This window comes from Treponema phagedenis (genome assembly GCF_008153345.1).
Lineage (GTDB): Bacteria > Spirochaetota > Spirochaetia > Treponematales > Treponemataceae > Treponema > Treponema phagedenis.
On record NZ_CP042818.1, the window covers coordinates 316,274 to 329,952 of the forward strand.

Consider the following 13,679-nt stretch of genomic DNA (forward strand, 5'->3'; position numbering starts at 1 on the left):
TGTTTTGCCCCGCCTTCCAAAATAAAAGGGCAAAACTCGTCGACTTCGTTTTGCTACGGATGTAAAAAACGAAGTCATTTGCTCCAATCCCTCACGCGGGCGAACAGGGGACTGTTTTACTGTGATAGAAGCTTTTGTATGCAATTATTGATTATAAGTTTTAATGCGCAGGGAAGGTTCCGATAGTAAAAAAAATCAGGCACACAGCCTTCGGTGTGCTTGCACGCTAAAACAAGCCGCAAGCCCATACGTATAAGCTTTCCTATGGTAAGTTTACCCGCCGTTGCGCCGTGTCGGGCTCTTTTTATAACAGGAAGTTTTAAAACTCCTGATTTAGTTTTTGCCACGGACGGAAAACTCAGAACAATGCAAAACGATGTTTAAAAGCATCAATGCAAAATTATAAAATTGAAGCTTTTAAACTCGCAGTACTGATTTAATCAAGAATACTAAAAATCAGTGCGTGTCGGTGGTTCCACACAGACGGTTTGGTTTTGCCACGGACGGCAAAAAATCAGAACGGGCACGGACGCCCGTGGTTCCATGCAGAAACGATGTTTTAAAGCAAAGTAATTTGCAAAGCTTTAAAACTCGCAGGTTTGGTTTTGACATGGACGTCAAAACCAAACCGTTGTGTCGAACTCTTTGTATCAATTTCGTGTCAGATACATTAAAAATCTGTTCGAGATAGTAAAAGAGCGGCTTGTCGGGATAATTTCAGTGTTTGGTTTAAAATTATCCCGTGGAAGCTGCTGTACTGCGGCGCGCCCGAATTGAAGCTCTTAGCCGAGGTCTTTGATGTAGCCAGCGAGTTTTTGGATGCGGCGGGTTGTTTCGGCGAGTTTTGTTTTTTCCGCTTCGATGACGTCGGCGGGGGCGTGGTCGGTGAAGTTTTTGTTGGCGAGTTTTGCCTCAATGCGGGCAAGGTTTGCCGTTTCTTTTTCCGACTCTTTTTGGAAGCGTTGGCGCAGCTGACTGAGGTCGACCGCCTCTCCGGTGATGATGAAAGCTTCAAAGCCGGCTCCAACGGTGCCGATTGAGGATGCCGGTTTTTCCGCAGGCGAGGCGATAAAGCTGATATCGGAAAGGCCTGCAAGCATTTTGATGATATCCGTTTTTTCTTTTGCGGCGGCTGCGGGGCTTTGATCTTCGGTAAAAAGCGCTATGGAAAGTTTGAGTTGCGGATCAATGCCGCACTCGGTGCGCAGGGCGCGTACTTGGCGCACAATGTCCTGCATTGCCTCAAAGCGGCGGGCGGCGGTTTCGTCGATTCTGTCTTCCGTGAATGCGGGATATACGGCGGTCATCAGAATAGCGGCGCGCGGTTTTGCACCGAATGCGCAGTTTTGTGGGAGCCGGCCATATATCTCTTCCGTTACAAAGGGGAGGAAGGGATGCAGCAGCCGCAAGGATTCTTCAAGAACTGCAAGCAGTACGGATGCGGCGCGGTTCATCTCGTTTTCGTCATTTGTTTTGAATGAGAGTTTAGTTGCTTCCACGTACCAATCGCAGAAGTTGTTCCAGAAAAATTCATACAGTACCTGCGCCGCTTCGTTAAATCGATATGCTTCAAGGGCTTTGCGGGAATTGTCGGCTGCTTTATTCAGTGCGTGATAAATCCAGCGGTCAAGCTCGGTTAATTCCGATTTTTTAACGGGGCGGATTTCTCTGCCTTCAAGGTTGCCTAAAATATAGCGGGAAGCATTCCAGATTTTGTTTGCAAACCGGGAGCCCAGCTTGAAGGATTCCATATCAACCAAAACGTCTTGTCCTTGGGCGCACATAAAGGCGAGGGTGAATTTGAGGGCGTCGGCTCCGTAGCTTTTTACCACTTCCAGCGGGTCAATGCCGTTCCCGAGTGATTTACTCATTTTTCTGCCTTGCCGGTCGCGCACAAGCCCGTGAATGTAAATATCTTTAAACGGAACTTCGCCGGTAAATTCAAGCCCTGCCATAATCATACGGGAAACCCAGAAAAAGATAATGTCATAGGCGGTTACCAATGCGGTGGTAGGATAAAAGGCTTTTAAGTCTTCGGTTTTTGACGGCCAGCCCAAGGTAGAAAAAGGCCAAAGCCAGCTTGAAAACCATGTGTCCAAAACATCGGGGTCTTGGTGAATATTTTTTGAACCGCAATGCGTACAAGCTGAAAGGTCTTCGCGCGAAACAGTCATTTGTTTGCAATCATCACAGTACCATGCGGGAATGCGGTGCCCCCACCACAGCTGCCGCGAAATGCACCAATCGCGGATATTTTCCATCCAATGTGCATAAGTGTTCTCCCATTTTTTCGGGTAAAAAGTAATTTCCCCTTTTTGCCATGCGGAGAGTGCTTTTTCAGCAAGCGGTTTCATTTTCACAAACCATTGCTCCGAAAGATAGGGCTCAATAGTGGTATGACAGCGATAACATTCGCCTACCGCATGGGTAATTTTTTCCTCGTTTTTAAAAAGGTCAAGTTCGCGTAAGTCTTCAAGCACCAGACTGCGTGCTTTTTCGCAGGTAAGCCCGCGGTATTTTTGCGGCACCGCATCATTCAGCGTGCCGTCGGGATTTAAGATATTGATTACTTCAAGATTATGGCGTTTTCCTACTTCCCAGTCGTTCGGATCGTGGGCGGGCGTTATCTTTACCATACCGGTGCCGAACTCCTTGTCAACATATGAGTCCGCAATGATCGGAATTTTTCTGCCTGTTAACGGGAGTTCAACCAATTTGCCGACAAGATGTGCGTATCGCTCATCTTCGGGGTGTACCGCAACAGCGGTATCGCCTAACAGCGTTTCGGGGCGGGTTGTTGCAATTTCAATCCTGTCGGAACCGTCGGCAAGCACCTGCCCGTCCGCAAGCTTATAGTAAATATGATACATTGCGCCCTTTTTATCGGTGTACTCAACCTCGTCATCGGCGAGGGCGGTACCGCAGCGCGTGCACCAATTCACTAAATAATTCCCGCGGTACAAAAGCCCGCGCTCGTAAAGCGTAACAAACACTTCGCGGACAGCCGCCGACAACCCCTCATCAAGGGTAAAACGCTCGCGGCTCCAGTCAGCCGATGCGCCTATTTTTTTCAGTTGATTAACAATAATTGCGTGATGAGCATCTTTTACCTGCCACGTACGCTGCAAGAATTCCTCCCGCGTTAAATCGTGGCGGGATTTCCCTTCCTTTTTAAGCTGCCGCTCCACAACATTCTGCGTAGCAATCCCCGCATGGTCGGTACCCGGCACCCAAAGCGTCTCATCACCTTTCATGCGGTGGTAGCGGACAACAATATCCTGCAACGTATTATTCAAACCGTGCCCCATATGCAGCACACCCGTAACATTCGGCGGAGGAATAACAACAACATAGTTTTCTTTTGTATCCGAGCGCTTCACCGGCTTAAAACAGCCCTGCGACTCCCACTGCTCATAAATTCTATCCTCAAAATCCTTCGGATTATACGCTTTCTCAAGCTCAATCTTTTGCAACCGTTCCGCCATAAACAAACTCCAAATAAAAATCAATTATGGGCGTAAGTATACCTGTTCCAATCGTAAGTTTCAAGATAAACCCTGTTGCCTCCTCACTCCGACTATTCTCTTATACTCTGATTTTTAAAAAGAGCCCGACACGGCGCAACGGCGAAGTTTTGAAAATTTACTGTAACTTCGCCAACGAGTTTTAAAGCTTCAATTTTACAGTTTTGTGTTGATGCTTTAAAACATCGTTTGGAATTGAGCAACGGTGAGTAACTTACCATAGCGATGCTGAATTGGCACGAATTATTATCCAATGCTAAAATTGCGCGCGCAATCCTTGTGTTCCGAAATGAGTATGTTTCTTTGTCCATTGAAAATCCTTTTACCGATATGAACTGTGTGCGTCTATAGAAAATAGAAAAAAATCAAATTTGATAAAATTTTTCTTAAATTTTGGCATTTATATTTGCAAAACCCTATAATGATAGGTGAACTTCTGTTGTAGTATTTTTGATATCTTCAATCAGCTTTTCAATTCACCTAATACGAAGCGTAAATAATTTTATAAAAAAGAGCTCGACACGGCGCAACGGTGAGCAATTTACCATAGGAATGCTGCATCCGCAAGCCCCCTGTTAATGCGCTGATTATTATACAGGGTGTTAATTATAAAACGCTATGCTATTTTGCAAATTAAAATACAATCCGGAGAAAAACATGGATAAAAATAAAAAAGCAAAAATAAAAACTGATAATACTTTAGCAAGAGTAAAAGAATCAACAAAAAAATCGGAACAGCAAATATTGCTTGTAAACACGAGCACAATCCGCAGTAAAATTTATATAATCAGAGGAGAAAAAGTAATGCTTGATTATGAATTGGCGGAAATATATGGTTATGAAACCAAAAATTTTAATCGACAGGTTAAAAATAATATTGATAAATTTGACGGTGATGATTTTATGTTTCAGCTTACCAAAGAAGAAATTGAAATCTTGAGGTGCAAAAATTGCACCTCAAGTTTAAGTGAGAACGCTAAAAACTTCACAGAAAAATTTAACATTGAAAACACCGACTTAAAGTCAAAAAACTCGTCCTCAAGTTGGGGCGGTAAACGTTATCTTCCGTATGCGTTTACCGAACAGGGAATTTATCATAAAGTAATCGATAAACTCCGGTTAAACCCTGCCTTAAACCTAGTCTAAAATAACAAACAAATGCATAAATTTATCCGCCAGCCGTTTTTTTCGTAAATTTTATTAAAAAAAGTAGTTTCCCATAGTTGACATTTTTTAATAAAATGATAACACTATTACTAAATAATATCTTTGTTATTAATATCGGTGGGTTTATGAAAAAAAATATTGTCGTTACTGCAGATGAGCTGAACACAAAAGCAAAAATTCTTTTTGTGGCAAAAGGGGAGTTTTTAAAAAAAGGTTTTTCGGGAACGAGTGTGCGAGCGATTGCGGAAAAAGCAGAGCTGACAACCGGAGCACTGTATAACCTTTTTAAAAACAAGGACAGTATTTTTACAGCTCTTGTTGAAAAAGCTTTTGAAGATTTTCTCCGCATTTTAGCACATCACGCTGAACCGGAGTATGATATGAAAACCACAAACCTTGCTGTTATACGGGCGGAGTCAAATAAAAGGTTTTTGAAGTTTGTAGATTTTTTTTATGATAATTGGGATACGATGAAGCTTTTAGTTTGCCATTCAAAGGGAAGTTCGTATGAGCATATTTTTGATAAGGCTATTGACTATATGGAAAAGCAAACCGTCGAGTGGCTTAAAAGAGATAATATCCGCGTTTCAAAACGACAGCGTTTTTTTATTCATGTTATGGTTTCTTCGCACATGGAAAACTTAAAAGAAATTTTTCAGCATGATTTAAAAAAACAGGAAGCCGCTCAGTATGCAATAGATATCAGCGATTACCATTGTGCAGGCTGGAAACAATATTGGGAATTACAAGAGGAAGAATAATTATATATGGGAGGTGGGGTGAACATGCCTCCTAAAATTTGCGTCGCCATGTTCACCGGCGAGTTTTGCTTTCTTATTTGACATGCAAAACATCGCATATTGTATGTGCTTTTTCAGGCTTCGCCTTACAAAAGCACTTAAAAAAATATTTTCGGAATCTGATGATTCCTCAAATTTTTTTTATGGAGGTATGTATGAATACATACAAAAAATTATTAAAGTATACGCCGGAAAAAATGCACTGTGCGTATATCTCGATATTTTTTTCCGCTGTGTCTGTTTTTTTGCAGATTGCAGCCTATTGGTTTTTATGGAAGTTTTTACACGCACTGATTGTAGAAAAAAAAATTCAGGACGGTAAATTCTATGCGATTACGATTGTCGCCTTACTTATTGCAAATTTGCTCATCGGTTTTTTTGCAGTCTGGGCATCCCACATTTTGGGCTTTAGGCTTGAAACAAATTTACGCAAGGCGGCAACCGATCATTTAATGAAGGCGTCGTTTGCATTTTTTGATATGAACCCATCGGGAAAAATCAGAAAACTCATTGATGACAATGCGGCGGAAACCCACATGATTGTCGCTCATCTCATACCGGACAATGTTGCGGCCCTTCTCACGCCAATACTCATGTTTATCCTGGTATTCATGGTAGATGTGCAGCTCGGTATATTGCTTTTGATTGTAGCTCTTATCGGCGGTCTACAAATGAAACTTATGATGGGCGACAAGAGTTTTATGGAACAATACATGCTTGCCCTCGAACGATTAAATGCCGAAGCAGTTGAATACGTACGCGGTATGCAGGTTGTAAAAATATTCCGCGGCACGGTTGAATCATTTAAAGCGTTTTATGAAGCAATTACAGCGTATGCAAAACTTGCACTTAATTACTCAAACAGTTGCAGAACGCCCTATGTTTCTTTTCAAGTACTCTTCAATTTATTCACCCTATTTACCGTGCCCGTTGCCATTGTTTACATTAACAGGGGTGCAGGTATCGAACTCATTTTAGCAAAAATTATTTTTTACGTATGCTTTGCCGGAATCTTATTCGCTTCGTTTATGCGCGTTATGTATGTAGGCATGTATAATTTTCAAGCTGCACAAGTTGTGGACAAGCTTGAAAATCTTTTTACCGAAATGCAAAAAGATAATTTAACACACGGCACTGTTGAAAAGTTTGATAACTTTGATATTGAATTTAAAAACGTTTCCTTTGCATACGGTGAGGAAAATGTGTTAAATAACGTAAGTTTTAAACTCGAAGGCAAAAAAAACTATGCCCTTGTCGGCTCATCAGGCGGAGGTAAATCGACAATTGCAAAATTGATTTCGGGCTTTTATAAAATCAATGACGGAGCAATTTTTATCGGCGGAAAAAACATTAGCGAGTATTCTCAAAAAGCTTTGATGGAAAATATCGCTTTTGTTTTTCAAAATGCAAAACTCTTTAAAACAAGCATTTTTGAAAACGTTAAAATGGGAAACAAAAACGCAAGCGATGCGGAAGTGATGGAAGCTTTAAAACAAGCTCGTTGCGATGACATCTTGGATAAATTTAAAGAGCGAGAGCATACTGTCATAGGATCGCAAGGCGTACATCTTTCAGGTGGCGAAACGCAACGCATTGCAATTGCGCGCGCTATTTTAAAAAATGCAAACATTATTATTTTAGATGAAGCTTCGGCCGCTGCCGACCCCGAAAACGAATACGAAATTCAACAAGCATTTTCAAATTTAATGAAAGATAAAACAGTTATTATGATTGCACATCGCTTAAGCTCAATACGCAATGTTGATGAAATTCTTGTCGTAGATGAAGGCAGTATCGTAGAGCGCGGAAGCGATGCAGAACTTATGGCTCAAGACACTAGATATAAAAAACTGCAAAACTTATTTTTAGAAGCAAACAACTGGAGGGTTTATGATAACTAAAATGCAAAAACTTTTCGGCGTAACCGAAACGGGAGCGCGCGGCTGTATTAGAGCAGCTCTTATGTCGACTCTGGCGAACATTGCATTTATTGCACCCGTTTTTTTAATTATGTTTTTTGTGCAAAGTTTATTGGAAGGGCAAATGCACAGCCCATACTTTTATATTGCAGGCATCCTTATCATCGGGCTTATTATGAGCATTATTATTTTTATAAACTACAACACACTCTATACCGAAACGTATAAAGAAAGTGCGGCACTGCGAATTGAAATTGCAAACACTTTAAAAAACCTGCCGCTTTCGTATTTTTCAAAACACGACGTTTCGGATTTATCGCAAACAGTTATGGCGGATGTTGCGGCAATTGAACATGGGCTAAGTCATGCAATTCCGCAAACAATAGGGCTTACACTATTCCTTATTATTATGGGAATTATGATGATAAGCTTTCATCCCGCTTTGGGTTTATGCGTTTTTGCGCCTATCATTATCAGCATTATATTAATGTTGCTTTCAAAAAAGATACAAGTTTCAGGTACAACAAAGCACTACCATTCAATGCGGGAGCGCTCGGAAGATTTTCAGGAAGCAATTGAGCTTCAGCAAGAAATAAAAAGCTACGGACGCACGGAAGAAACCGCTGCAAATTTATACAAGATTGCAGAAGAAACTGAAAAGATTCACATTAAAGCTGAGTTTATGCAGGCAGCACCTTTGAATGTGGCGCTTTTAATTTTACGCTTTACAATCGGGCTCACCGCATTTTTCGGCTTACAATTTTATTTAGCAGGCACCGTCTCTCTTTTATACTTAATCGGATACATTATCGCCGCCGCGCGAATTACCGATGTGGTTTCAGGAATTGAAGCAAGCATTGCGGAACTCATGTATTTGGATTCCCGCATTAAACGCATAAACGAGCTTCGCTATGAACCCGTGCAAGAAGGTGAAAGCGCAAACCTTTTGTCATTCAATATTGAATTCAAGGATGTTGAATTTTCATACAATAAGGATGCCAAAGTAATTGACGGCATTTCTTTTACGGCAGAGCAAAACAAAGTTACCGCCCTTGTCGGTCCTTCGGGTTGTGGTAAGACTACCGTGTTGAGGCTTGCATCGCGGCTCTACGATTACGATAAGGGGCATATTTTCATTGACGGAAAAGAAATAAATAAAATCGACACCGACAGTCTCTTCGATAAAATTTCAATTGTATTCCAAGATGTTCTGCTCTTTAATGCATCGGTGATGGAAAACATTAGAATCGGAAATAAAAATGCAAGCGACGATGAAGTAAAAGAAGCAGCCCGCCTTGCAAACTGCACCGAATTTATTGAAGCCCTTCCCGAAGGCTACAACACCGCCATTGGCGAAAACGGCAGCAAGCTTTCCGGCGGAGAGCGCCAACGTCTTTCCATCGCCCGCGCCTTTTTAAAAAACGCACCGATAATTATCCTTGACGAAATAAGCGCGTCGCTCGACGTTGAAAACGAAATGAAAATTCAGGAAAGCCTTAACACCTTGATAAAAGACAAAACTGTCATCATCATTTCGCACCGACTCAAGTCAATCGAAAAAGCGGATAAAATCATCGTCATGAACGAAGGCAAAATCGAAGCCGAAGGCACCCACGCTGAACTCCTTAAAACCTCGGCACTCTACCGCGCCATGATTGAAAAATCCGGTTTAACGGAAGCGTATAGCTATTAGGAAAAATATTTAGGAGGGGGAAGTCTCCCCCTCGCCTCCATAAAAGTTCGCTGCAATTGTTTTTTTTGGAGCAAGGATTATCCGCTCTTCGCTCCTAATCTTGCTGCTGCTATATACGAGCAGCGAACTTGTTATTCCGGCTACCCCCTCAGCACCGCCACGGACGCCCGTGGTTCCAAGCAGAAGCAATGTTTTAAAGCAGGACTATTTATAAAGCTTTAAAACTCGCAGGTTTAGTTTTTGACACAGACGGCAAAACTCAGAACAAATTCAAACGATGTTTAAAAGCATCAACAGTAAATTATAAAATTGAAGCTTTTAAACTCGCAGCACTGATTTAATCAAGAATACTAAAAATCAGAGCATGGCGGTGGTTTCAAACAGACGGTTTCATTTTGCCACGGACGGCAAAATCAGAACGGGCACGGACACCCGTGGTTCCACGCAGCAGCGATGTTTTAAAGCAGGACTATTTGTACAGCTTTAAAACTCGCAGGTTTTGGTTTTGACATGGACGTCAAAAACTCAGAACCGCCACGGACGGCGGTGGTTCCACGCAGAAACGATGTTTTAAAAGCACAAACTTTTTCCAAGTGCTTTTAAAACTCGTGGTTTAGTTTTTTGACAAGGACGTCAAAATCAGCACCGCCACGGACGGCGGTGGTTCCACGCAGCAGCGACGTTTTAAAGCAGGACTATTTGTAAAGCTTTAAAACTCGCAGGTTTGGTTTTGACATGGACGTCAAAACCAAACCGTAGTGTCGGACTCTTTTTTATACAATTAATTTGTATCAGGTTTTGCGGTGATTAGAAAAAAGCCTGCATCTCAAGGAGTTTTGAGTGTGCAGGCTTTTTGTCGGACGTTTATTTTTTTAATAAAATTGTTTTTACTTCAAAGGGTTTGAAGCTCAGTTTGATTTTATCGTTGCGGATAGGGATTGCTTTGCCGGGTTTTTCGAGCATGTCCGCCTCAAAGGCTTTGCCGAATGTTTTCGGAATGCTCAAGGTCAGGGATCCGCGGCTGTTTTTATATTCGTAAGCGCGCAGCACAAAGGAATCACCTTTTTCGGAGAGCTTGGTTGTTTCGCAGATAACGCCGTCCGCCTTCATCGGGATAAAGTTTGCCGAAGCTTTGCCCGTCGCTGAGTCGGTTTTGCATATGTAGGCGGGAATGTTCAGCATGTAGGCCTGCTCATGCGTTTTTGCCGCTTGCACCTGTCCCGTATGCGGGAAGAAGGAGTACACAAAGCGGTGCTCTTCAATGTCCGTGTCGGGATTGGGAAGAATACCCGATTTAATGAGTGTCAGCTCCATTTTGCCCTTATGCACCGAATGTCCGTATTTGCAATCGTTCAGCAAGCTTGCGCCGTAATTTCCTTCGGAAAGGTCAATCCATTTATGCGCACAGAATTCAAACCGCGCCACATCCCACGACGTGTTGGTATGCACCGGACGCTGCACATTGCCGAACTGTATATCGCAGGTTGCCGTCAGCGTATTTATATCAACTGGGAATTCAACCTTTAATAAGTGCTGGTGAATCTTCCAGTCAACCCAGGTGTCAAAATCAACCCGAAGGCTGTTCGCATAAAAGTGAATATCCTGCTTGATAATACAGTTTGAAATCTCATACTCAACGTGATAGGTTGCGCGCACCGGACCTTTTTCCGTCCACAATGCTTTGGTGCAATTGCTAAGCTCCCAAGATTTTTCACGATAATAAATTTCTATATCCCAGTTATCATAATCGATGGGTTTGTCTTCGTAGAGCCTGAACACATTTGCCCGTGCCTTAGGCGGCAAAACTTCCCGATGTCCTTTCCTGTCATAAAACGAGGTAATCTGTCCTTCTTTGGAAAGCTTAATATTATACAGTTTTGTTTCGATTCCTTTTTCGGTGATCTTAAACGGATTTGCCTGTTTTGCGGAGGTTGCCGTATTTTCACCGCCGACGGTAATCAGTACGGAACCGCGTGCGGGAATGCTCGGCTGAATCAGGATACTGCCGTTTGCCGCTTTTTGGTGTACAAGCGGAACTCCCTCTTCGTTGCAAGGAAGTTTTGCGCTGAAGAGCTTTGCGGGAATTTCGATAACATCATTGCGTTCAAACGAGAGTGTGTTAAAAACGCGTACACCTTTGCCGCCGATTTTATCCGCAATAAATTCTAAAGCGGTTTGCAAAAGCGCTGTGCAATCTTTTTCGATTTGCTCATACTCTTCTTTGGTAACATCGTAAACTTCTTTGATTGAAGAGCCGGGCAAAATGTCATGGAATTGATTGGTAAGCACGGTTGTCCAATTATCGTAAATTTCCGTTTGCGGGTAACTGCCGCCCAAAGTTTTTGCCCACGAGGCAAAAAACTCCAAGCTTTGCAAAAGGTGCTCGCTTTTTCTGTTTCCGCGTTTATTTCGCGCCATTGACGTATACGTTCCGCGGTGATACTCAAGGTAGAGCTCGCCCGCCCAAAGCGGCAGCTTTTTGTTGTTTTTCACTCGCTTATACAGATCGTCAAAATACTCTCCTACAAAACTTTGGTGCAGTTGCGGCAAGCCGGGTAAGTCATTTACCAACCGTTTTCCGTGCTCAAGCATCTCATGCGTGGGGCCGCCGCCACCGTCTCCGTGCCCATACGAGATAAGCACATCCTGATTTATATCTTTATGCTGATACCGCTCCCAAGCACCGCGCGTCGTTGACGGATCGAGAAAACCATTATAGGTGGTAAAGTGTCCCTCTTTTTGAGACTCGTAATCAATGCCGGTAACAAAATGCGTAAACAATTCGGTGCCGTCAATTCCCTTCCAATTAAAGGTATCGTAGGGCAACTTATTGATTTGGCTCCATGTTATTTTGGTAGTCATAAAATAATCGATACCGCATTTTTTACAGATCTGCGGCAGTGAGGCTGAATACCCGAACACATCCGGCAGCCACAAAATCTTATTGTCAACGCCGAACTCTTCTTTGAAAAACTTCTTTCCGTGGATAAACTGGCGCACAAAAGATTCGCCTGACGGCAAATTACAATCGGCTTCCACCCACATACCGCCTTCGGGTTCCCACCGTTTATTCTTAATCTGCTTTTTAATGCGCTCGAATACTTCGGGATACCGCTTTTTCACCGCATCGTACAAAAAAGGCTGGCTCGACATAAACAAATAGTCAGGATACTCGTCCATTAACTTCAACACGGTGGCAAAAGAGCGGATAGCCTTTTCCCGCGTTTGCGCAACCGTCCACCACCAGGCAATATCAATATGCGTATGTCCGATACAGGCGGCGCGAATATTCTTTTTTCTGCCGGCATTGCTGCGCTCAACCTTATACAAAGTCTTTTTAAAATACTCGCTTGTTTTTTCAACGCTCGTATAAAAATCTTTGGAAAGCGGCTCCCGTAAATCAAGCATATTTACCGCCTGCGTCAAAATATCATGCCAAAGAATTTCGTTATACTCGGAGTCGGACAGAGTTTTTGCCGATTCAATCGCCGTATGAAAATCACAGTATAAATTATAAATGCGTAAGTCTTCAATAAAAAGAGAAACCGCCAGCTGTAAATCGGCAGGCTCGCGCTGTCCGTAAGCCTGAATATCAAGCTTAATCTTCCCCTTTGCGGAAGAAGGCAACACCACTCGTCTATGATTTGTATCGCAGCCCTGCGCAACCGCACCGTTTATAAACACCAGCATCTGCGGATTGATAGCATCCCATCCGTCTTTGTCGGTGCGCACCTCAAGCACTGCCCGCTCGCCGGTTTTGAGTTTTGGCACTTCAAGCTCGGTGCTAAACCAAGCATGTAAATCCTTTTTTCCCCAGCGGTCTTTATCTGAATTAAAATTTTTCCATGCGCCCTTATCCTTCTGCGCTTCCTCCGGATTCAGAAAAAAACCGTCCTTCTGCTTCCACTCTTTAACCCTCTGTTCATCGGATACTGTCAGCTTTTTCAGCTGATCGCGAATCCGCTCCGCTCGTTGCGTTTCGTACATAGCATCTCCTATAAAAAATTTGTGCTTTTACAAGGCTAGCCTGAAAAAGCACTGTTCATACGTGATGTTTCGCCACAAAATACAGGGCGAAATTGATCCGCCAACACAGACAAACACCGTTTCCGGTTTTGCCTATCATCGTTTGCTCCTTAATCACTGTTAAGCAGTGTAGCAAACCCACCCGTTTTTGCCTAGAGATAAAAATAGCATTATACAGATAAAAAATTTTAAAATCGGACTTTCATAAAAAAGAGTTCGACACGGCGCAACGGTGAGTCAACTTACCATAGGAATGCTTGAATCCGCAGTCCCTTATTGTTGATACTCTAATTTTTATAACAGGAAGTTAATTACAAAACGTTACACTAGGCGCTACGAATTTTAAAGCCTTATAAAATTTATTCGCTTATGCTTCGCATCTACCCGAACCGAAAGGCGGCAGTTTTAATAATTCAGAACTACAATGTCGCCTTGGAAACTGAACTCACTGGCGGATTGTTTTTTTTACCCCAAGAAGATATATTTAAAGTATGAAATACTTTGGAACAAAACAATTAGAAACCGAACGTCTTATTGCACGAAAATTTTT

The 13,679-nt window shown here is 42.6% G+C and carries 7 protein-coding genes; 4 read left to right on the forward strand and 3 right to left on the reverse strand.

All coding sequences use genetic code 11. The features are described 5' to 3' along the window. Positions 1-116: 116 nt before the first annotated feature. Both FUT79_RS14950 and FUT79_RS01415 read right to left on the reverse strand, forming a co-directional pair. Positions 117-347 (reverse strand): hypothetical protein, encoded by a 231-nt coding sequence (locus tag FUT79_RS14950; RefSeq protein ID WP_024752915.1) that lies wholly within the window; start codon positions 345-347, stop codon positions 117-119. Positions 348-782: 435 nt separating this feature from the next. Further along, entirely contained in the window at positions 783-3,485 is a 2,703-nt protein-coding gene (locus FUT79_RS01415; RefSeq protein WP_024752916.1) for a valine--tRNA ligase, read from the reverse strand. A gap of 696 nt (positions 3,486-4,181) precedes the next feature. On the opposite strand from FUT79_RS01415, the gene FUT79_RS01425 reads away from it, so the two are divergent. The 4 genes from FUT79_RS01425 to FUT79_RS01440 all read left to right on the forward strand — a co-directional run bounded on the left by FUT79_RS01425 (position 4,182) and on the right by FUT79_RS01440 (position 9,103). Further along, complete coding sequence (locus FUT79_RS01425) at positions 4,182-4,670, forward strand: ORF6N domain-containing protein (protein WP_024752918.1); 489 nt, start codon at positions 4,182-4,184, stop codon at positions 4,668-4,670. 146 nt (positions 4,671-4,816) lie between these two features. After that, a complete protein-coding gene (locus tag FUT79_RS01430; RefSeq protein ID WP_024752919.1) occupies positions 4,817-5,452 on the forward strand; it encodes a TetR/AcrR family transcriptional regulator in 636 nt (211 codons plus the stop codon). A 194-nt stretch (positions 5,453-5,646) separates the two neighbouring features. Beyond that, positions 5,647-7,392 carry an ABC transporter ATP-binding protein gene (locus FUT79_RS01435; protein ID WP_148878726.1) on the forward strand — a complete coding sequence of 582 codons (1,746 nt, stop codon included), beginning with the start codon at positions 5,647-5,649 and terminating at the stop codon, positions 7,390-7,392. Then, on the forward strand, positions 7,382-9,103 hold the full coding sequence (locus FUT79_RS01440; RefSeq protein WP_148889204.1) for an ABC transporter ATP-binding protein: 1,722 nt from the start codon (positions 7,382-7,384) through the stop codon (positions 9,101-9,103). The genes FUT79_RS01435 and FUT79_RS01440 overlap by 11 nt, the downstream gene beginning before the upstream one ends. A gap of 864 nt (positions 9,104-9,967) precedes the next feature. Here the strand turns inward: FUT79_RS01440 and FUT79_RS01445 are convergent. Then, positions 9,968-13,090 (reverse strand): alpha-mannosidase, encoded by a 3,123-nt coding sequence (locus FUT79_RS01445; protein ID WP_148889205.1) that lies wholly within the window; start codon positions 13,088-13,090, stop codon positions 9,968-9,970. Positions 13,091-13,679 lie beyond the last annotated feature (589 nt).